The 20,517-nt window shown below is 62.2% G+C and carries 22 protein-coding genes; 7 read left to right on the top strand and 15 right to left on the bottom strand.

What is annotated here, in order from left to right; all coding sequences use genetic code 11:
- The 6 genes from gspH to gspM are packed head-to-tail and all read left to right on the top strand — an operon-like array spanning position 1 to position 3,758.
- Positions 1-468 (top strand): type II secretion system minor pseudopilin GspH, encoded by a 468-nt coding sequence (gene gspH / locus KGB25_RS17405; protein ID WP_223436005.1) that lies wholly within the window; start codon positions 1-3, stop codon positions 466-468.
- On the top strand, positions 461-844 hold the full coding sequence (gspI, locus tag KGB25_RS17400) for a type II secretion system minor pseudopilin GspI (RefSeq protein ID WP_223436003.1): 384 nt from the start codon (positions 461-463) through the stop codon (positions 842-844). Before gspH ends, gspI begins: the two co-directional genes overlap by 8 nt.
- Positions 837-1,379 carry a type II secretion system minor pseudopilin GspJ gene (gspJ, locus tag KGB25_RS17395; protein WP_223436000.1) on the top strand — a complete coding sequence of 181 codons (543 nt, stop codon included), beginning with the start codon at positions 837-839 and terminating at the stop codon, positions 1,377-1,379. The genes gspI and gspJ overlap by 8 nt, the downstream gene beginning before the upstream one ends.
- On the top strand, positions 1,376-2,227 hold the full coding sequence (locus tag KGB25_RS17390; RefSeq protein WP_223435998.1) for a type II secretion system protein GspK: 852 nt from the start codon (positions 1,376-1,378) through the stop codon (positions 2,225-2,227). Before gspJ ends, KGB25_RS17390 begins: the two co-directional genes overlap by 4 nt.
- Positions 2,224-3,330 (top strand): type II secretion system protein GspL, encoded by a 1,107-nt coding sequence (gspL, locus tag KGB25_RS17385; protein WP_223435996.1) that lies wholly within the window; start codon positions 2,224-2,226, stop codon positions 3,328-3,330. Before KGB25_RS17390 ends, gspL begins: the two co-directional genes overlap by 4 nt.
- Positions 3,327-3,758, top strand: coding sequence for a type II secretion system protein GspM (gene gspM / locus KGB25_RS17380; protein ID WP_223435994.1), 432 nt, complete (start codon positions 3,327-3,329; stop codon positions 3,756-3,758). Before gspL ends, gspM begins: the two co-directional genes overlap by 4 nt.
- Here the strand turns inward: gspM and KGB25_RS17375 are convergent.
- Positions 3,751-4,983, bottom strand: coding sequence for an MFS transporter (locus KGB25_RS17375; RefSeq protein WP_225609813.1), 1,233 nt, complete (start codon positions 4,981-4,983; stop codon positions 3,751-3,753). The genes gspM and KGB25_RS17375 overlap by 8 nt on opposite strands.
- A 167-nt stretch (positions 4,984-5,150) precedes the next feature.
- On the opposite strand from KGB25_RS17375, the gene KGB25_RS17370 reads away from it, so the two are divergent.
- Positions 5,151-6,053, top strand: coding sequence for a LysR family transcriptional regulator (locus KGB25_RS17370; RefSeq protein WP_008025158.1), 903 nt, complete (start codon positions 5,151-5,153; stop codon positions 6,051-6,053).
- Between the two features lie 416 nt (positions 6,054-6,469).
- Here the strand turns inward: KGB25_RS17370 and KGB25_RS17365 are convergent, their stop codons facing one another.
- Genes KGB25_RS17365 through KGB25_RS17300 form a run of 14 tightly spaced genes read right to left on the bottom strand, consistent with a single transcriptional unit; the run spans position 6,470 to position 20,477 of the window.
- Positions 6,470-7,696 (bottom strand): beta-ketoacyl-ACP synthase, encoded by a 1,227-nt coding sequence (locus KGB25_RS17365; protein WP_008039910.1) that lies wholly within the window; start codon positions 7,694-7,696, stop codon positions 6,470-6,472.
- A complete protein-coding gene (fabG, locus tag KGB25_RS17360; RefSeq protein ID WP_008039909.1) occupies positions 7,696-8,424 on the bottom strand; it encodes a 3-oxoacyl-ACP reductase FabG in 729 nt (242 codons plus the stop codon). Before fabG ends, KGB25_RS17365 begins: the two co-directional genes overlap by 1 nt.
- Positions 8,421-8,909, bottom strand: coding sequence for a hotdog family protein (locus KGB25_RS17355; protein ID WP_008039908.1), 489 nt, complete (start codon positions 8,907-8,909; stop codon positions 8,421-8,423). Before KGB25_RS17355 ends, fabG begins: the two co-directional genes overlap by 4 nt.
- Positions 8,906-10,102: a beta-ketoacyl-[acyl-carrier-protein] synthase family protein gene (locus tag KGB25_RS17350; RefSeq protein WP_223435992.1), complete on the bottom strand. Its 1,197-nt coding sequence runs from the start codon at positions 10,100-10,102 to the stop codon at positions 8,906-8,908. Before KGB25_RS17350 ends, KGB25_RS17355 begins: the two co-directional genes overlap by 4 nt.
- Positions 10,099-10,719: a hypothetical protein gene (locus KGB25_RS17345; protein WP_223435990.1), complete on the bottom strand. Its 621-nt coding sequence runs from the start codon at positions 10,717-10,719 to the stop codon at positions 10,099-10,101. The genes KGB25_RS17350 and KGB25_RS17345 overlap by 4 nt, the downstream gene beginning before the upstream one ends.
- Positions 10,719-11,444 carry a class I SAM-dependent methyltransferase gene (locus KGB25_RS17340; protein WP_008025142.1) on the bottom strand — a complete coding sequence of 242 codons (726 nt, stop codon included), beginning with the start codon at positions 11,442-11,444 and terminating at the stop codon, positions 10,719-10,721. Before KGB25_RS17340 ends, KGB25_RS17345 begins: the two co-directional genes overlap by 1 nt.
- Positions 11,441-12,688: an NAD(P)/FAD-dependent oxidoreductase gene (locus tag KGB25_RS17335; protein ID WP_192226876.1), complete on the bottom strand. Its 1,248-nt coding sequence runs from the start codon at positions 12,686-12,688 to the stop codon at positions 11,441-11,443. Before KGB25_RS17335 ends, KGB25_RS17340 begins: the two co-directional genes overlap by 4 nt.
- A complete protein-coding gene (locus KGB25_RS17330) occupies positions 12,675-13,832 on the bottom strand; it encodes a hypothetical protein (RefSeq protein WP_008025140.1) in 1,158 nt (385 codons plus the stop codon). The genes KGB25_RS17335 and KGB25_RS17330 overlap by 14 nt, the downstream gene beginning before the upstream one ends.
- Positions 13,832-16,171, bottom strand: coding sequence for an MMPL family transporter (locus KGB25_RS17325; RefSeq protein WP_223435988.1), 2,340 nt, complete (start codon positions 16,169-16,171; stop codon positions 13,832-13,834). The genes KGB25_RS17330 and KGB25_RS17325 overlap by 1 nt, the downstream gene beginning before the upstream one ends.
- Entirely contained in the window at positions 16,155-16,859 is a 705-nt protein-coding gene (locus KGB25_RS17320) for an outer membrane lipoprotein carrier protein LolA (RefSeq protein ID WP_223435986.1), read from the bottom strand. The genes KGB25_RS17325 and KGB25_RS17320 overlap by 17 nt, the downstream gene beginning before the upstream one ends.
- Complete coding sequence (locus KGB25_RS17315; RefSeq protein WP_008025135.1) at positions 16,856-17,281, bottom strand: acyl-CoA thioesterase; 426 nt, start codon at positions 17,279-17,281, stop codon at positions 16,856-16,858. The genes KGB25_RS17320 and KGB25_RS17315 overlap by 4 nt, the downstream gene beginning before the upstream one ends.
- Positions 17,274-18,818, bottom strand: a complete 1,545-nt coding sequence (gene hutH / locus KGB25_RS17310) for a histidine ammonia-lyase (RefSeq protein ID WP_008039899.1) — start codon at positions 18,816-18,818, stop codon at positions 17,274-17,276. The genes KGB25_RS17315 and hutH overlap by 8 nt, the downstream gene beginning before the upstream one ends.
- Complete coding sequence (locus KGB25_RS17305) at positions 18,799-19,746, bottom strand: glycosyl transferase (protein WP_223435984.1); 948 nt, start codon at positions 19,744-19,746, stop codon at positions 18,799-18,801. Before KGB25_RS17305 ends, hutH begins: the two co-directional genes overlap by 20 nt.
- On the bottom strand, positions 19,743-20,477 hold the full coding sequence (locus KGB25_RS17300; RefSeq protein ID WP_008025129.1) for a glycosyltransferase family 2 protein: 735 nt from the start codon (positions 20,475-20,477) through the stop codon (positions 19,743-19,745). Before KGB25_RS17300 ends, KGB25_RS17305 begins: the two co-directional genes overlap by 4 nt.
- Between the last annotated feature and the right edge of the window lie 40 nt (positions 20,478-20,517).

Raw genomic sequence — 20,517 nt, 5'->3', positions numbered from 1 at the left:
ATGCGCCAGCGTTGTCGGGGATTCACCTTGCTCGAACTGATGATCGTGATTGTTTTGATCGGTGTGCTATTGGGCATGGTGAGCTTCGCTACCGGGTCGAATCCGGCGCGTCAGGCCCGGCAGGAAGCGCACGGGATCGTGGGCGTGATTCAACAGTTGCGCGAACGCGCAGTGCTCGATGGCCAGGAGTTCGGCTTGCGGCTGAGTGTCGAGGGTTATCGGGTGATGAGGCTCGATGTTCAGGGCTGGGAACCGATGGCGGCTTTTTATCGATGGCCCGAAAATTTGCGGCTACGGCTTGAGCAGGACGGTCATCCGGTAACCCTTGGCGCCGACGATGGCCCCCCTCAGGTGCTGATGTTCAGCAACGATGAAACCAGCGTCTTTACGCTGACGTTTGGCAGCGACAAAAAGACGTGGCTCAGCCTGTCCAGCGATGGCCTTGGCCAGGTGGTGATCGATGGCTAGCCGGCCGTTTGCTTCACGCATGGGTGGCTTCACCTTGCTGGAAATCATGGTGGCCCTGGCGATCTTTTCGACGCTGGCGGCTGCCGTGCTGTCGGCGAGCCAATACGTGGTCAGGCAAACCGGCGCGGTCGAGGAAAAGCTCTTCGCCGCGTGGCTGGCAGACAACCATCTGAATGAACTGCGCCTGCAAACCGGATGGCCCCTCGACCTGCAACAACGGATCGTGTCGATGGATCGCCGCGACTGGTTGCTGCGCCAGCGCATCAGCGTTTCGCCTGACCCGCGCCTGCTCAAGGTCGATGTTGACGTCAGCCTTTCCGGGCGTGAGCACACCGTACACCGCGCCAGTGGCTGGATACCTCATCGTGATGAATAAGCAGAGCGGTTTCACCTTGCTGGAACTGGTCATCGCCATGGCGATCTTCGCGTTGCTGGGCCTGGCCAGTTGGGGGCTGTTCGATGGCGTGGTGCGCGTGCAACGAGGGACGACGGCGCATGAGCGTGAGTTTCGAAGCCTGCAACGGGCGGTGGCGGTGATCGAGCGGGATGTGCTGCACGCCACCGATCAACCTGTCGTGCTCCAGCAATCGGTGTTGCAGTTGCAGCGTAGCCATTGGCGCAACCCTTTGGACCAGCCGCGCAGCGAGCGCCAGTTGCTGACCTATCGACTCGATAACGGCACGCTGTGGCGTGAAAGTCAGGGGGAGGGGGTGCCGAGCGTGCAGCGGCAAAAGCTGCTGGGCGATGTTCGAGACTTGAGTTGGCGGGTGTTTGATGCACAGTCCGGTTGGAGCCGCGATTGGCCATCCGGGCGGGGCGTGAAGCGGCCGATGGCGGTGGAAGTGCAATTCTCTACGGGTCGTTTCGAGGCGATTCGTCGGGTATTGCTGTTGCCCGGCGCGTTGCCATGAGGAGGCATCAACGCGGCATCGCGTTGATCAGCGTGTTGCTGGTCATGAGTCTGGCGTTGTTGATCACCAGCGGCTTGCTGCGCAGCCATCGCCTGTCGCTGCACAGCAGCGGCCAGGCCCTGCAGCACATTCAAATGCGCCAACTCGCCGTTGCGGGGGAAAGCTGGGCGCTTTTGCGCTTGCGGGACGCGGCGCAGGGCTCGCAAAAAACCGTCGACCTGACCCAGGACTGGGCGCGCATGACACCCGACTTCGACGTCGAAGACGCGCAGATCCGCGTTGATATCGAGGACCTCGCCGGGCGCTTCAATCTCAACGCATTGTTGACTCAGGGGCAGACCGACCAAGTCACCCTCAACCGCTGGGCGCGCTTGCTCGACGTGCTGGATCTCCCACCGCTGCAACTTGCTCAGGTGGGCGCGTTCCGAGAACTGAGCCAACTGCGCCTGCTGCCGGGGGTTGACGCTCATGTGCTGCGTCAACTTGAGCCTTGGGTGGCGATGTTGCCCGGCCACGCAACGCTGAACGTCAACACGGCCCCGGCGTTGGTGCTGAGGACGCTCGATGACGTGGACGCGACCACGGCTGCGGCGCTGGTTCGTCAGGCTTCGACGACGGGATGGGCCAGCGTTCAGGCCTTTACGCAAGACCCGCTGCTCTCCGGTGCAGGCCTGAGCAGTCATGGACTTGGCACCGGCAGCCGCTGGTTCCGCATCACGGTGCAGGTCACTCAGGGGCAGCGCCGATTGCGGCTGGCCACGGAGGTCGAACGCGACGCCGACACCCACCAACTCAACGTCCTGCAACGACGCCTTCTTCCTTCGACTGCCCACGAGATGCCGCGATGAATACCTGGCTTTACCTGACCGCCGAGGGCCTGGGCGAACCGTCGGCAGACTGGCCTTGCTGCGTCTGGTCCTCGACTGCGCAACGCCAGTCCATGCCCTTGAATCAAGCGGCACAGGTGCTGAGCGGGCAGGCGGTCGATGTGCTGCTGCCCATGGAATTGTGCAGTTGGGTGCGCAGCGATCCGTGGCCTTCCAAACGCCAGCCCGGCGCGCAAGCCGTCGCGTTTGCCGTGGAAGATCAATTGAGCGAGGCGTTGGAAAAGCTGCACCTGAGCATCGGCGCTCGCGATCAGGAAGGGCGTTATCCGGTCATGGTGATCGACCGTCAGCGGTTTGCCGCGATGCTCGCGTTATTGGCCGAAGAGGGCATCGAGGTGCGTTCGGTGTTCGTCGATGCCGATGTCTTGCCCCTGGATCAGGCACTCGGTGTTTGGTGGTTCGGTCGATGGCTGGTTGGCGGAGGTCTACCGGCCCGCCTGACGTTGACGGACGACGGGTTGACGTTGCTGGGACCGGCCTTGCCCGCGGGGATTCAATGGGTCGACGAGCGTCAGGGTGCGACGGATGTCGATCAATACCTGGCCCACCGTCCCGCGCAGGCCATCAATCTGCTGCAAGGCGAATTCGCCCTGCGCAACAAACGTCTGCCCTGGCGCCTCGGCGGTTTGACGATGCTGACGTTGCTGTTGCTGACCTGGGGCGCCAGCGCTGCGCGAATCCATTTTCTGGAGAGTGAAACACGCAGGCTCTACAGCCAGAACGAGCAACGGTTCAAGACGCTTTACCCCGAGCAGAGCCGCATCGTCGATCTGGCAACGCAGCTCAACGCACTACAACAGCAGACCGCCGAGCCGCAGCGCACACGCGTCGCCGAGCTGGTGACGCTGGTCGAGCAGGTGATTGGCGCAAGCAATGTCGAGGTCCGGCGTATTGAGTTTCGTGCCGGCGATGGCTGGAAAATCCAGCTGAGCGCCAACAGCTTTGCCGAGCTGGAACAACTGCGCGAACGCGGGCGACAACAAGGCGTGCCACTGCGGCTCGACAGTGCGAGCAAAGAGCGCGACCGCGTACAGGCGACCCTGACAGTGGAGGACCGAACATGAAAGCGGCCTGGCAACGGCTGTCCCTTCGCGAGCAACGACTGTTGCTGGCCATGGGCGCATTTTTATTGGCTGTCGTGGCGTTCAGCCTGATCTGGCAACCGACACGCCAACGCCTGGAAACCATGGAACGCCAGCACCAACAGCAACTGGCCGTGTCTGCGCAACTGCAACGGGCACAACCGCGAAGCCCCCCGCCCGTCGTCAGCCATCAGTCGTTGTCGCTGCGTGTCAGCGAAAGCGCCACGGCGGCGGGGCTTGAGATCCATCAGATGGACACCGACAACGACGTGTTGCGCCTGACCCTCAGCGGCGACGCGAAGGCGTTGCTGCAATGGCTGGACCGCACCGAACGTGACGGCGTCGCCTTGCAATCGCTGACCCTGGAAAAGCGCGATGCGGTGCTTGAGGCGCGAGTGGTGCTCAGGTAGTCGAACCGTTCCCCGGCAGCAGCGGCAGGCGGGCCAGTTTCAACGCAACCAGCAACGCCACCACCAGCAGCGCACCGATAAACACGCCAATCCCGTTCCACCCGCCGAGGTGCCAGAACACACCGCCCGCCGTACCGGCGATGCTCGACCCGGCGTAGTAACTGAACAAGTACAACGACGATGCCTGACCCTTGGCTTTCGTGGCGCGGCGGCCGATCCAGCTGCTGGCCACCGAGTGCGCGCCGAAGAAACCGAAGGTGAAAATCAGCATGCCGATGATCACCACGGGCAGCGGCGTGAGCATGGTCAGGGCGAGGCCGGCGAGCATCAGCACGATGGTCGACCAGAGCATTTTGCGGCGTCCGAGTTTGTCGGCCAGCGAACCGATTTTCGCCGAGCTGTAGATGCCCGACAGGTACACCACCGACAGCAGCCCGACAAAGGCCTGGTCCATGTGGTACGGCTCGGCCAGCAGGCGATAGCCGATGTAGTTGAAGAGCGTGACGAACGCGCCCATCAGCACGAACGCTTCTAAGAACAACAGCGGCAAACCGGCGTCGCGAAAGTGCATGGTGAAACCGTCGAGCAGGCTGCGCGGGTGCAGCGAGCGGGCGCGGAAGTTGCGCGATTCGGGGAGGATTTTCCAGAACACCGCCGCCGCGATCAGTGCCAGGCCGCCGATCACCAGCATCGCCGTGTGCCAGCTGACGAAGTCGATCAACACCCCGGTAATCAAACGCCCGCACATCCCGCCAATCGCGTTGCCACCGATGTACAGGCCCATCGCCAGGCCGATGTGTTGCGGGTGGATCTCTTCGCTCAGGTAGGTCATGGCGACCGCCGCCAGGCCACTCAACGACAACCCGATCAACGCACGCATCACCAGCACGCCGTGCCAGCTCGGCATCATGGAACTGGCGATGGTGCACAGCGCCGCGGCAAACAGCGCCGCCACCATCACCGGTTTGCGCCCGACCCGGTCGGAGATCGGCCCGGTGATCAGCAGGCCGATGGCGAGCATGGCCGTGGCCACCGACAGAATCAGGCTGCTCTGCGCCGCGTTAATCGAATATTCGTGGGACAGCAGCGGCATCATCGGTTGCACGCAATACAGCAGCGCGAAGGTCGCAAAGCCGCCGGAGAACAGCGCCAGTACCGTGCGCATGAACATCGGCGTGCCCTTTTCGATGTAGATCTCCTTCAGTTCAGAGACGGCATCGTCCAGCGCGGCGGGCGGAACTTCATGGGCGAGTGGGGCGACAGCAGTTTTCACTTCAGACCTCGGGGGAACGCAGCCGGTCAGGCAATGAAAAAAGCATATAGCTGCCTAATGATTCAATCCAATATATTGTTCGACCTGTTTGAGAGGTTTTACGACCTAATGGAGTTTTCATGGAATTGCGTCACCTGCGCTACTTCATTGCCGTCGCCGAAGAACTGCACTTCGGCCGCGCCGCCCAGGTGCTGGGCATCTCGCAACCGCCGCTGAGCCAGCAGATTCAGGCGCTGGAACAGGAAGTCGGTGCTCGATTGTTCGAGCGTACCAATCGTCGGGTCGAGCTCAGTGAGGCCGGGCGATTGTTTCTGGAAGAAGCCCGGTTGGTGCTGGCGCAGGTCGACAAGGCGGCGGATGTGGCGCGGCGGGCGCAGTTGGGTGAGCTGGGGGAATTGAAGATCGGATTCACTTCATCGGCGCCATTCAACTCGACCATTCCCCAGGCGATTTTTTCATTCCGCCAGCGGTTCCCGGCGGTGCACCTGAACCTGCGGGAAATGAGCAGCACTCAGGTGGCCGAAGCGCTGGTGGACGAGTCGATCGAAGTCGGGATCATGCGGCCGTTGGGTTTGCCGGATTCGCTCAGCGTGGTGGAGTTGATGCGCGAGCCGCTGGTGGCCGTGCTCAGCTCCAAACATCCGCTGGTGCAGGACAGTGAAGAGGGAATATTCCTGTCAGCTCTGGCCCTCGAACCGTTCGTATTTTTCCCACGCAGCTATGGCAGTGGTCTGTATGCACAATTGCTCAGCCTGGCGCGGGACGCCGGTTTCAGCCCGCACTTCGCGCAAGAGGCGGGTGAGGCGATGACCATTATCGGGTTGGTGGCGGCGGGGCTCGGCGTGTCGGTGCTGCCGGCGTCTTATCAGCGGATGCGGATTGATGGCGTTGTGTACCGACCTCTGCTCGACCCTGCAGCGGTTTCGGCGGTGTGGCTGGTACAGCGCAAGGATCAGAAATCCCCCATGGCCAAGGCGTTTGTGGACCTGCTGACGCGTAAGGTCGAACCCCTCAAGTCATGAACGACACAAACCTGTAGGAGCCGGCTTGCTGGCGATCGCGGATTGTCAGTTGGCATTGATGTCGACTGATCCACCGCAATCGCCAGCAAGCCGGCTCCTACAGGTTTTGCATTTTTTCAGTAGCAGTTGTGGGACGTTTCCTGAGACGTCTCTATCGAGCTGAATGACCCCACAACATCGTCACACCCGCAAACCTGTAGGAGCCGGCTTGCCGGCGATGGCGGAATATCAGGCGACATCGATGTTGAATAACAATCCGCTATCGCCGGCAAGCCGGCTCCTACAGATTTTGCATTTTTTCAGTAGCAGTTGTGGGACGTTTCCTGAGACGTCTCTATCGAGCTGAATGACCCCACAACATCGTCACACCCGTAAACCTGTAGGAGCCGGCAAGCCGGCTCCTACAAGGGATTGCGTTACGACCAGCGCTTGAAGATCAACGAGGTGTTGACGCCGCCAAACGCAAAATTGTTGTTCATCACATACTGATTACTCATCTGCCGAAACTCGCCGCGCAGGTAATCGAGCTTGCCGCAGTGCGGATCGACCTCATCGAGGTTGAAGGTGTGCGCGTACAAATCGCGGTTCATCATTTCGATGCTGAACCAGGATTCCAGTGCTCCGCAGGCGCCGAGGGTGTGGCCGAGGAAGCTCTTCTGTGAACTGATCGGCATGTGTTCGCCGAACAGGCTGCTGGTCGCCAGTGTTTCGGCGATGTCGCCCTGTTCGGTCGCGGTGCCGTGACCGTTGACGTAGCCGATGTCCGATGGCTGCAAACCAGCATCTTCCAGGGCCAGCTCCATCGCGCGGCGCATGGTGGCCTGCTCTGGACGGGTAGTGTGCTGGCCGTCGGCGTTGCTGCCGAAGCCGACGAGTTCGGCGTGAATGTGTGCGCCGCGTGCCAGCGCGTGTTCGAGCTCTTCCAGCACCAGCATGCCGCCGCCTTCACCGATCACCAGGCCATCGCGAGCGCTGTCGTAAGGGCGTGGTGACGTCTGCGGCGCGTCGTTTTTCAGGCTGGTGGCGTAGAGCGCGTCGAAGACCATGGCTTCGGTGGGGCACAGCTCTTCGGCGCCGCCGGCGAGCATCAATGGCAAGCGGCCGAACTTGATCGATTCGTAGGCATAACCGATGCCCTGACTGCCGCTGGTGCAAGCGCTGGAGGTCGGGATCAATCGGCCGGTGAGGCCGAAGAAGATGCTGATGTTGGCCGCCGTGGTGTGCGGCATCATGCGCACGTAGGAGTTGGCGTTCAGGCCTTCGGCCACCGAGTTGAGCAGCATGTTGCCAAATGCCTTGATTTCGTCGGTGCTGCCGGTGGACGAGCCGCACGCGACGCCCATGCGCCCGTCCTTGATCGAAGGGTCACCGAGCAAACCGGCATCGGCCAATGCCTGTTCCGCCGCGCCGACAGCCAGGCGCGAGACGCGGCCCATGCTGCGCAGTTGTTTGCGGGTCCAGTGGCTCGGCACTTTGAAATCATCAATGGGACCTGCCAGGCGCGTGTTGAGCTCGGTGAAACGGTCCCACTCGTCCATGCGGCGGATGCCGCTGCGGTTGGCTGCGAAGTTGCCGGCGATGGTTTCCCAGTCGCTGCCCAGTGAGGTGATGCCGGCCATGCCGGTGACGACGACGCGCTTCATCAGCACAGGCCTCCGTTGACGGCCAGAACCTGCCGGGTGATGTACGACGCTTCCGCCGACATCAGGAAATTCACCGCGCCGGCCACCTCTTCAGGGGTGCCCATGCGCTGTGCGGGAATCATTTTCATCAGTTCTTCCACTGGCACGTTTTCGTCGAGCATGGCGGTGTCGATCAGGCCGGGTGCGACGCAATTGACGGTGATTTTGCGCTTGCCCAGTTCAATCGCCAACGCTTTTGCCGCGCCGATCAAACCGGCCTTGGAGGCACTGTAATTGACCTGCCCACGATTGCCGATCAAACCGGAAACCGAGGTGATGCAGACAATTCGCCCGGCAGCGCGACGACGGATCATCGGCATCATCACCGGGTGCAGCACGTTGTAGAAACCGTCGAGGTTGGTGCGCATCACCACATCCCAATCATCCTCGCTCAGCGCCGGAAAAGCACCGTCACGCGTCAGGCCGGCGTTGAGCACCACGCCGTAATAGGCGCCATGGCTTTCCACGTCGGCTTCGAGAATGGCTTTGCAACTGGCGCGGTCAGACACGTCGAATTGCAGGATGCGTGCGTTGCGGCCCAAGGCTTCGATTTCGGCCTTCACCCCTTCGGCGTCAACCAGGCCGCTGCGGCAATGCAGCACGATGTCATGCCCGGCCTGAGCCAGGCGCAACGCGATAGCGCGGCCGATGCCACGGCTGGAACCGGTGACCAGTACGGATTCAGTCATGCCTGCGTTCCTTGTGAAAAGCCTTGTGACGAGCTTTGTGGGGTTTCATGAAGATATTGAGCAGCTTGCGGCGGGCGAAACACGTTCAGACGGGCGGTAGCGTGAATGCCGGGGGCGTTGATGTGGCATTCGAACACGCCCATGCCGTTGTCGTCTTCCAGCGAACGCAGCCCATGGATAGTCAGCTCGGTGCCGGCGGGAAAGTGGTCGACATTGCATTCGAATTTGCGGGTGCCGAGCAGGAAGCCCAGCTCCACCGCATCACCTCGCTGGCGCGCATGGCAGCCGGCGAAGGCGGCGACACTCTGGGCCATCAGTTCGATGCCGACCCACGCCGGCAGGCTGCCGTCGGGACGGTTGAACAGGCCATCGGGCTTGACGGTGAGGCGGGTGTGGATCTGCTCGTCATCGAACGCGAGGATCTGATCGATGAGGATCATGTCGCCAGCGTGCGGCAGCAGTTCGGCGAGCGGCCAGTCAATCATGGGGCGTCTCCGATAATCAGGCTGACGTTATTGCCACCGAAGGCAAAGGAGTTGCTCATCAGGTAGCGAGGTGCAATGGACGCCAGGCGATCGGCCGGGGTCACCCAATTCAGGGCTGGCAGTTGCGGGTCAGGCTGGCCGTCCCAGACATGTGGCGGCAACGTATGTGTTTGATTGTCAGCGCTCAGGCTCAGCCAGCAGAACGCCGCTTCCAGAGCGCCGGCCGCGCCGAGGGTATGACCGGTCATCGGTTTGGTCGAAGAACACGGTACGCCGGCCGGGAACAAGGCCGACACCGCGAGGCTTTCCATGGCGTCATTGTGTTGGGTGGCGGTGCCGTGCAGGTTCAGGTAGCCGATCTGTTCGGGTTGCAGGCTCGCGCGGCCCAGGGCTTTGCGCATCGCTTGCAGGGCGCCACGGCCGGTCGGTTCCGGCGCGGAAATGTGGTGCGCATCTGAGCTGGCGCCACTGCCGAGCAGTGCAATCGATTGTTTATCGCCAGCCACTTTGGTCATCAGGAACAGCACCGCCGCTTCACCGATGTTGATGCCGTTACGGTTGACCGAAAACGGGTTGCAACGTTGTTCAGACACCGCTTCCAGCGCCGAGAAGCCGTTGAGGGTCAGCTTGCACAAACTGTCGACGCCGCCGCACAACACTGCGTCGCACAGGCCCAGGTCCAGCAGGCGCTGGGCACTCATCAGCGCTCGGGCGCTGGAGGTGCAGGCGGTGGAAATCACATAGGCCGGGCCGCTGAGTTGCAGCCAGTCGGCAAGGAAATTCGCCGGCGCGCCGAGTTCCTGTTGCTGATAGTCGTAATAGTCCGGGAACTGATGTTCGCGGATGTAATGGGCCAGGCCGCGGCTGGCTTCATCGATGCCGGACGTGCTGGTGCCGAGGATCACGCCGATGCGGTCGCGGCCGTAGGTCTGGATTGCCTGATCGATATCGCCGCGGATTTGCAGCGCCGCTTCCAGCAACAACTGATTGTTTCGGGTGCTTTGCTTCACCAGTTCCGCCGGGATCGGCGCCAGTGCACCGCGCACTGCGGCCACCGGCAACGAACGTTCCGGCACCCAGCCGGCCTCGCTGCGCATGCCGGAGCAATCGCCGGCAAACAGGTTGCGCGCGACTTCGTGCTTGTCGCGGCCCAGGGCGCAGATCACCCCGAGGGCGTTCAGGTAGGCGGTCATGGTGTCTCACCGGACAGGGGCGTGACTTGGTACGTCGGACCTTTGGGCAGGTTCAATTCAAAGCTCATCGGTTGTGAATAACGGACTTCCCAGTACTCGGGCAGGGAGCGTTGTGCGCCATGCTGCCAGGCCGTTGGGTAGTTGCCGCGCAATTCATCCTTGGGCGTCAGCGCAAACACCAACGCCGCGAACAGCTCACGGGCTTCCGGGTTGGGCGGCAACAGGCCGTCCGCTTGCCATTGACCGTCGATCAGTTTCTGACGTGCCTGTGGAATACCCAGCAGGTCCATCATCGACCAGCGAATGCCCGGGCCTTCACGCGCAATCACCAGCACCCAGTCCTGACGCTGGCCGTCCGCCAGACGCTGGATGTGCAATTGCTGCGGCAACGGCAGGTTCGGGGTTTGCTCGGGCAGCGGTGCCTTGCTGGCGCAGGCGCTGATCAGCAGGACCGCGCCAATGAGCAGAAATCGCATTAACACCGCATACCCTGTGGGAGTGAGCCTGCTCGCGATGGCGGCCATACAGTCGACATTTATGCTGACTGACACACCACTATCGCGAGCAGGTCGAATCGTCGCACCGTCACTCCTACAGTTTTGAGTTGCACTAGACATCACACAGCACCTTCAAGCGGTTTGCGCGCCACCACATTGACCAGGGTTTCTTCCCGTTGGCCGAAGGGTTTTGGCTGGCGCAGACCCCAGCGTTCAAGCAGGCCGAAATCCTTGGCGCGACTCCACCACAAGTAAGGATAAGACACGTTGTGCGGGCCGAATTCGAAACCCTGGCGACGAATCATTTCAAGGTACCCGGCGGCGCTCTTCTGTACGTGCATCGGATGGCGGAACAACCAGCGGATCACCCAGGTATCAATGTAAGCCTCGGTGGATTCGGCGAACAGCAGATAACCACCGGGCTTGAGCACACGGTAGAACTCGGCGAGCGCTTTGTCCTGTTCCACCAGATGGTGGAAGGTCTGGTGGCAGAACAACAGGTCGACGCTGGCATCCGGCACGGCCAGCGTGGCGCAGTCGCTGCCGATCAACTCCACGTCCATGCCCTGACGGGTGGCTTCTGCACCGCTCAGGTCGAGGCTGTGCGGGTCGGCGTCTACACCGATCAGGCGCTGTGGCGCAAAGGTCTGGCGCAGGTACTGGAACGACTTGCCCTGGCCGCAACCGGCATCCAGCAACACCGGATGGGCGGGCAACGGTTCGCTGAACAGGCTGCGCAGGTCATTGATCGCCACACGCAGCACATGGTGCTGCCAGGTGTGGCTACGCAGGAACCAGAACCCGAAGCGCGTCTCCTCGACGTAGTTGTCGCTCAAGTAGCTCATGTGGCATCCCTTGCACAGAGTTCCGACAGCATCCGCAGCCGGCGTTTCGGTTCGGCGACGAACGGATTGCGTTCATCCCAGGCATAACCGGCGAGGATCGAACTGATCATGCGGCGGATGTCCGGCGAGCTGTCCGGATGGAAAATCACGTCCTGGAACGTCCCGGCATACCAGCCTTCAACGTAGCAGCGGAAGGTGTCGACGCCGCGCTTGAGCGGTGTGGCGAACTCGGTTTGCCAGTCGACACGTTCACCTTGCAGTTGGCGATGCAGAACACCGGCGGCCATGCTCGCCGAACGCATGGCGATGGTCACGCCGGAGGAGAACACCGGGTCAAGAAACTCCGCCGCGTTGCCCAGCAGCGCAAAACCCGGGCCGTGCAGGGTTTTGACGTTGGCCGAGTAGCCGCCGATGGTGCGCGCCGGCGTATCCCACACCGCGTTGTTCAACACGCCGGAGAGGCTTGGCGTCTCGGCAATGAAACCGCGCAGGCAATCGTCCAGATTATCGGCACGACCGGCAAAATGCTCCGCCGCCGCGACCACGCCCACCGAGCAGCGGCCGTTGCTGAACGGGATGGTCCAGAACCAGACATCGCGTTTGGTTGGATGCGTGGTGACGAGGATTTTCGTGCGGTCGAAACCCGGGTGGTCGATGTGGTCTTCGACGTGGGTGAATACCGCCTGGCGCACCGGGAAATTCGAGGGTGCCTCAAGGTCGAGCAGGCGCGGCAGGACGCGGCCGTAGCCGCTGGCATCGAGCATGAAATCAGCCTCGACGCGGTACTCGCTGCCATCCTCGCGCTGCACGCCGAGCAGCGGTTTTTCCCGCTCGATATCGACGCTGACGATCGCTTCGCCATAGCGGATTTCCGCGCCTTGCAGCGCGGCCTGATCGGCCAGCAGTTTGTCGAAATCGGCGCGCTGGACTTGAAACGTGGTCGGCTTGCCGTTGCTGAAGGTGTCGCCGAAATCGAAGGCGCTGTACTGCTCGCCCCAGGCGAACGCCGCACCGGTTTTCAGCTGGAAACCTGCAGCGTTAACCGCCTCGAGCATGCCGGCTTCTTCGACGAAATCCAGGCAGTGCGACAGCAGGCTTTCGCCGATGGAGAACCGTGGGAAATGCTGGCGTTCGATCACTAACACATCGTGGCCCTTGCGCTTGAGCAGCGCGGCGGCGATGGCGCCCGATGGACCGGCGCCGATGATCACTACCTGACGACGTTCCATTTCAACGATTGGCATGGGGGCTCCTTGCCGGGACGGCAGCTTTCAAAGGGATTCGGTGCATGCCGGCCAATGCCGGCAGCAATGTCGCGATAAGACCCATCAGCATCAGCGCAAAGTACAGCGGCGGGCTGATGAGCTGTTGTTGCAGCAGCAGGTTGAGAAAGACGATCTCGCTCAAGCCGCGAATATTGAGCAGCACACTTTCGCGCCAGCGGCTGGCGCCCGCAAACGAAGCGCCGGCCCAGCCAAGTCCCAGCCAGTTGCCCAGCAGTTTGCTGGCAATCGGGAACAGCAGCAGCGCAGCCAGTTGCGCCCAGCTCAGGCTGTCCATGGCGCTGTGGACGTTGATCTGCACGATGCCAAACGTCAGGATCAACGGGATCGCGATCCAGGTCTGCAGGCGATTCATCCACGCCGCCGGCATTGGCAGCACCAGCGGCACCTTCAGCGCGGCCATGCACAACAAGTAACCGATGCCGACAATCAGCGCATTGAGCTTGTAGTGCTCGGCCACCACCAGCAACGCGAAGAAACACCCGCTGTAGAGCCGTGGCTGGCGCAAGCCGAGCACCCGCAGCAGCAAGGGCACACATGCGCAGACCAAGGGCAGCAACAAACTGCTCAGGTGCAGGCTGCCTTGAGCGATGGCGAACACGGTCCAGCACGTGAGGTCGATGAGGATCGCGGTTTGCACCAGGCGCCGGGTCGCGGCGACCGGGTAATCGATATGCCGAAGGTACAGGTACAACACCGGAATCGCGGTAATGGCGAACAGCAGCCCGACCGCCAAAGAGCTGATCCACGGTTGTGGCGGCAGCAGCCAGATCGCTGTCGCGAGCCCGCCGGCGAACGGAATGCAGAAACTCGGCAGAGCGATTTTCAGGCTCTGGCGGTCCAGGCGCAGGTCGATCACGTCGCTGAGGATGTAGCCCAGCAATAGCGCAAAACTCAGGCTGTAGAGGTTTTTCAGCCAGATCGGAGCGACCAGCGTTGCGCCGCTCAAGTGCCATTGAGGTTCGATCCAGAAGTACATCAGCAGCGGCAAACCGACGGTGGCCAGCAACAATTGGCTGACGATCGGGATCAAACCGAAGTGGCGCCCGACACGCGTGGCCACGGCAAACAGCGCCAGGGCCATTGCCCAGAACAACACGACCATCACGCTGCCGACTCCGCGACCGTGGCCGCTTGCACGTGCCGTCCGGCCCACGGCGCGAGGATGAAGCTGAACGCCAGGCCGAGGCTCACCGACAACCCGAAGTTGCTCACCGCTGGCGTGCTGGACACGGCCAGCAATCCGAACGACAGCCACGTGGTCAATGCCGCCAGCAAGGTGCCCAGCAGGCTGACGGCGGCGCCGCCGACCTGTTCGCGCATGAGGATCGCGTAATCGACGCTGATCGCCGTCACCAGCAGCAGGCCGAACAGGCTGAACAACGTCAGCGGCTGTCCGAGCCAGCCGAGACTGGCGAGGCTGCACAGCGCCGCCAGCAACGGCAGGGCGACGATGCGCAAGGCGCCGCCAAGGCCGAACGGCAGGATCAGCACCAGCACGATCAGCACGCAGGAGGCGAGTTTCAGTTCCGCAGCGCTGATCTGGGTTTTGGCGAACACGTTATTCAATTCGCCCAGACGATCCACCAGTTCCACCCCCTGCAAGTCCAGCGCTTGCACCCGCAGCAGTGCAGGGTTGTTCAGGCCTTGCAGGCTGACCATCGCCGCCACGCCGTCCTCGGTCGGGCCCAGCCATAACGTGCGATAGGGTTCGGCCAGCGGACCGGTCAGTGCGCTGTCGATGTCTTCGACCGGCAGGGCCTGCAACTTCGCCAATTCGGTTTTCAGTGCTTCGACCGGCACGCCGACGTCGAGCAGCGGTTGCCAGAACGTCGGCAACTTATTCAGCGCTTCGCGCACTTGCCGTTGTTCGCTAGGCTGGCTGACCAGTTGGTTCAGCGACAGATAGCCTTGAAGTTTGTTCAGATTGACCAACTGATCCAGCCGCTCGCTCAACGCGGTTTGGCGTTCGAGCAATGCTTGTTGATTGGCCGCTCGCACCAGGAAGAACTGGCTGGTGGGTTGGTAGCCGGTGATGCGCGCAATAGTCTGGGCTTCGTCGGTCAATTGCTGCGGTGCGCCGACCCATTGGCGAATATCGTTTTTGGTATCGAGCTGCAACAGACCGCCCACGCAGAAGGCAATCAGCAGCACCAGCAGCACGGGCGTACGGGCGATTTTCAACAGCCTTTCGCGCAGTGCCAGCAAATACTCGGCGACGCGCAATGGCCATTGCGCCGGGCGCAAATCCGAACCCTTGAGCAGCGCAGGCAACAGGCACACCGCAGACAGGTAGGCGCCGAGCAGGCCGGCGGCGGAGAACACGGCGATCTGGGTCAGGGCCGGGAACGGGGTCCAGGCCAGCGCGAGGTAACCGATGCAGCTGGTGATCAGGCTCAGCGTCAGCCCCGGCAAGGTCAGGCGCAACGCCGGCCAGCTGTGCCAGGGTTTCAGGCTCCAGCTCTTGGACAAATAGTGCAGCGGGTAATCGACCGCGACGCCGATCAGGCTGGAGCCGAGCACCAGCGTCATCACATGCATATGGCCGAACAGCGCCACGCACGCCACCGCGCCAAACAGCATGCCCACCAGCACCGGGACGAACGCCAGCAATACGCGCAAACGGCGGAAGGCCAGCAACAACAGCAACAGAATGCCGACGGTGGCACCGCCGCCGACCCAGGTTATCTCGCGTGTGGCTTGCCGCTGCCCGTTGGCCGCGTAGAGCAAACCGCTGGCGGCCAGCAGTTGCACATCAGCCTGGGCCGCTTCTTCACGGCTGTGCTTGAGCAGATCAGCCACTTGCAGCGGCAGGTTCATGTCGAAAGCATTGCCGGTGGTGCGCGCCCGCAGCAACACCCAGCTCTTGCCGTCAGCATCGGCGACCAGTGCGCCGCTGCCGATGTCCAGTTGCACCGAACCGTGTTGCGGCTGGCTGTTCTGGATGCGCCCGGTCAGGCCCAGCCAGTCATCCTGGCTCGGCACCAGGCTGAAACCGGTGAATGGGTCGAACAATGCCTGCACCCGTTGCTGGATGAACGCGTCGGGATGCTCGATCAATTGCTGGCGATCCGCAGCCGAGAGCATCGCCAACCGGCCTTGCAGCAGTTGCGTGCGCAGCGCCGGCAAGTCGGCTTGCAGGGTCCACTGGACCTTTTCGAACAAACCGCTGGCCTGCCATTGCTCGCCCAATTTCTGCGCCATGGCGACGGCTTGCTGGCGATCGGTGTGACCGACCAGCACCAGCATTTCGCGGTTCAGCGGTTCTTGCATGCGTTGTTCGGCGCGCAGTTCCAGCGCGTCCGGCGCCGTGCCCGGCACCAGTTCCATCAGGTTGGCGGACAGCGGCGCGCCGTCCCGCCATTGCCAACCGGCGAGTGCGAGCACCGCCAGCAGCAGGATCAGAAACAGCCGTGGAAGCGTGCGTTCACTCGGCAAAGTCATGTTGCTCCGCGTCGCTCAACGGTTGGGTGCTGGTGCTGTCCTGCATCCGCAACAAGGTGCTATCGCCTTGGGTTTCCAGCAGTTCGATGGTGTTCACCAATTCGCCGCCAGTGATGTTGATCTGATTGAACACCTGCTTGAGCAGCAGCGAGCGCGGGGTCAGTGTCAGTTTCCAGTTCTGCGCCTCACCGCTCAGCGACAGTTCGAAGTCCCGTTGCAGCCCGCTGCTGTCGCCTTGCAGCACGGCGAGGAACAAGCGGTTCTGCTCGGCGCCGGCACTCTTGCCGGGCAGCATTTGCCAGCCGCTGGCGTCACGTCGCGCAATGCCTTTGCCGGTGATGCGGTAATCCTGTTGCAGCGGCGTTTTCAGCAACCACAGCAGGCCGTGGTTTTTCGCGAGTACGAAGGTGCCTTTGCTGGTCAGCGGCTGGGGCAGGGCGCGCAGGTGTTTTTCCTGGATGAAGTGGCCGTGGATCACATCGGGTTTGGCCAGTTGATCGCTGAGCTGTTGCAGATCAAACGCCTGTGCCAGCCCCGGAATACCCAGCAACACGCACAACACTGTAGGAGCGAGCTTGCTCGCGAAAAACCTGAGAACGCCGCGCAGAGTCAGGTGTCCAGCGTCATCGTTAACGACCATCGCCGGCAAGCCGGCTCCTACAGGGGAACGGGGGTGGCAGAAAATCATGACAGGGCCCTTGCGACGGCATCGGTGAAGATTTTTGGCGAAGCCAATTGCATCTCACGGCTGCTCATGTCGACTGCAACCTGCACGGAGACGGCGCGGGTCAAGCGTTCGCCGGTTTCCAGGTCGCTGATCAGGTAGTTGATCTTCAGCCGGTTCTCCCACTCCACCAGATTGGCGCGCACGTTCAGCTTTTGGCCGAACACCGCACCACGCACATAGCGCAATTGCAGGTCGATCACCGGCCAGGCATAGCCCGACTCGGACATGGCCGTGTAGTTGTGGCCGATTTTATCCAGCAGCGCACAACGGGCGATTTCCAGGTACTTGATGTAATGGCCGTGCCAGACCACGTTCATGCTGTCGACGTCAAAGAACGGCACGAGGATTTCCGTATCGGTGTGAAGCACTCCCTTGCTACGCATGCAGCCTCCAGTGTTGCTCGGCAATCCGTTTCAGGCACAGGCGCAATTCGCCTTCCAGCGCGCGGTCTTCGATGACCGGCGGGAAGTCCTTGGCCAGCTCTTCATGCATGGCAGCAAGGGCCGGTGGCAACGGGCGCGCGTCCTCGGCCTTGCTGCGCAGCCACACGCCCTGATTGGCGGCGAGCAGCGTGGCGGCAGCGACCTGTTCGGTCAGCTCCAGCACACGAATGGCATCGCGGGCAGCGATGGTGCCCATGCTCACTTTGTCCTGGTTGTGGCATTCGGTGGAGCGTGAAAACACGCTGGCCGGCATGGTGTTTTTCAGCGCTTCGGCGGTCCAGGCGCTGGTGCCGATCTGCACGGCTTTGAAGCCGTGGTTGAGCATCGCTCGATCTGCCGTGGCGCCGGACAAATTGCTCGGCAAGCCATGGTTGTAACGCTCGTCCACCAGCAACGCGAGTTGACGGTCGAGCAGGTCGGCCACGTTGGCCACCAGGTTTTTCAGGCTGTCCATGGCGAACGCGATGTGGCCGCCGTAGAAATGCCCGCCGTGCAGCACGCGCTCGGCTTCGGCATCGATGATCGGGTTGTCGTTGGCGCTGTTGAGTTCGATCTCGATGAACGAACGCAGCCAGTTCAGGCTGTCGGCCAAGACGCCGAGCACGTGCGGCGCGCAGCGCAGGGAATAGCGGTCTTGCAGGCGATGCAGCGGCGCGGTCGGCGCGTCGATCGCCAGGTCCTTGCGCAGCCACGCGGCGACCTGCATTTGCCCCGGATGCGGTTTGGTGGCGAACAGGCGCTCGTCGAAGTGCTCGGGATTGCCTTGCAGCGCGACCACGTTCAGCGCGGTGATGCGCGTTGCCAGTTGCAGCAGGTAATCGGCGCGGGCATAGGCCAGGCAAGCGAGGCCGGTCATGACGGCGGTGCCGTTCATCAGCGCGAGGGCTTCTTTGGGGCGCAGCACCAGCGGCTCCCAACCGAGTTCGCGGTGCACATCGGCGGCCTGGCGGCGTTCGCCACGGAACATCACTTCGCGCTCGCCGGACAAGGTCGCCGCGACATAGGACAGCGGCGTCAGATCACCGCTGGCGCCCACTGAACCTTCTTCCGGGATCAGCGGCAAAATGTCGTGTTCAAGGAATGCTTGCAGGCGTTCCAGCAGCTCGATGCGAACCCCCGACACGCCGTGGCACAGCGACTGCAAGCGTGCAGCCAGCACCGCGCGGGTGGCTTGGGCGTCGAGCAGTTTGCCCAGGCCGCAACCGTGGAACGTGTACAGATGACGCGGCAACGCTTCGACGTGATGCAGCGGCACCGCGACCACGCAGGAATCGCCGTAACCGGTGGTCACGCCATAAATCACGCCTTCCTTGTCCAGCAGGGAATCGAGGAATCGTGCGCCCTTGGCGATGCGCTCGCGGTACGCAGGGTCAGCCTGCAACTGCGTCGGCACCTGACGGTTGGCCAGGGCCAGCACGTCTTCGATGCGCAAAGGGAGTTCGCCGAAGGTTACCGGCTCAAGCGTTGGCGTCGTCATCGGTCTTCCAGAAAGGGTAAAAGTTGAACCATTGTTGAGGTGCTTCGAGGCAATAGTGACCCAGGCGCTCGGCGTAGCGGGTCGTCCACTGATGAATGACCTGCTCGCGGTCGCTGCGCTTCCAGGTGATCGCATCGGCGAACGGTTCGAGGGTCAGTCGATAATCGCCGTCGGGTTTCTTCAGGCACAGCATCAGGTTGACCGGGCATTTCAACAGACCGGCCAATAACCATGGCCCCTGCGGAAACTTTGCCGGATGGCCAAGGAAATCCACGGTCACGCTGCGACCGCCGTGCAACGGCACGCGATCACCGGCAATCGCCAGCCATTCGCCACGCTCCAGGCGCTCGTGCAGTTGCAGCATGATCACCGGGTCCAGTTCGCTGACCTGGATCAGCCGCAGATTGGTGGCCCCGGCTTCGCCCAGCAGACGATTGAACTGCTCGGCGTGCTTGGTGTGCACCAGCACGTTCATCGTGACCTTTTCGCCGATCTCCGCCAGTGCGCGGCAGACTTCGAGATTGCCCAGGTGTGCGCCCACCAGCAGTTGCCCGCGGCTGCCACGCAACTGATTGCGCAGCAACGCCGGGTCGACGATTTCGATCTGCTCGATGCTCAACTTGCCGTTCCACACGTCGAGTTTGTCGAGCATCGAATCAGCGAAGGCCATGAACTGACCGAATACCCGCCAATGGGTCGGACGCAATTCAGTGCGAGCGCTCCAGTCGGCGAGGCGTTGCTGGTATTGCCAGGCACTGCGGCGGGCGCTGCGACCGAACAGGAAAAAGTACAGAACGATGCCGTACAACAGCGGGCTCAACAGTCGGCGGCCAAGGACTTTGGCGCCGAACGCAGTGAGCTTCATCAGCCAGAAGCTGCCGCGCTCCTCGCGGTCGGCCCAATGCTTTTTGTCGACGTTGCTGCTCATGCTCGCCACCGCCGCCAGAGAATCACCGGCGCCCGCAGCAACATGCCGAAGAACAACCGGGTGTGCATGCTCGAAATCAGCACATTGTCGTGGAACATGCGGAAATGCGAGACGCCGTCCAGCGGGTAATGCACCTTGGTAGGCAACCACTGCATCGGCTGATTGCGCCAGGACAGGCGCACCAGAATGTCCGAGTCGAAGTCCATGCGCTTGCCGACTTTGGCCGATTCGATCACGGCCAGGGTCGGTGACAATGGATAGACGCGGAAACCGCACATGGAATCGCGAATCTGCAACGACAAGGTGTTGATCCACACCATCACGTGCGTCAGGTAGCGGGCGTACAGTCGACCTTTCGGCACACTGGCGTCGTATTGCGGATAGCCGCAGATCACTTCTCGCGGATGGGTGCGTGAGTGTTCGATGAACGTCGCGACGTCTTGCAGGTCGTGTTGACCGTCGGCGTCCACCTGCAAAGCGTGGCTGAAGCCCAGGCGTGAGGCTTCGCGCAGACCGGTCATGACCGCGCCACCCTTGCCCTGGTTGGCGGCGAGGCGGATCAGGTAGACCATCTCGCGCTCAGCCAGGCGATCGAGCACCTTGGCGCAGGCCGGGCTGCTGGCATCGTCCACCAGAATGCACGGCAGGCCGCAGGTAATCAGGGCGTCGACCACCGTGGTGATGGCGGTTTCGTGGTTGTAGACGGGCACGACGGCGCAGGGGTTATGCATGTTGGCGTACACCTGGGAGACCGCGTTGATTCCATCGCGA

The sequence above is a fragment of the Pseudomonas sp. BF-RE-21 genome (assembly GCF_019947305.1).
GTDB lineage: Bacteria > Pseudomonadota > Gammaproteobacteria > Pseudomonadales > Pseudomonadaceae > Aquipseudomonas > Aquipseudomonas migulae.
The sequence above is the reverse complement of the archived record's forward strand: the minus strand, read 5'-3'. Positions and strand labels throughout refer to the sequence as shown.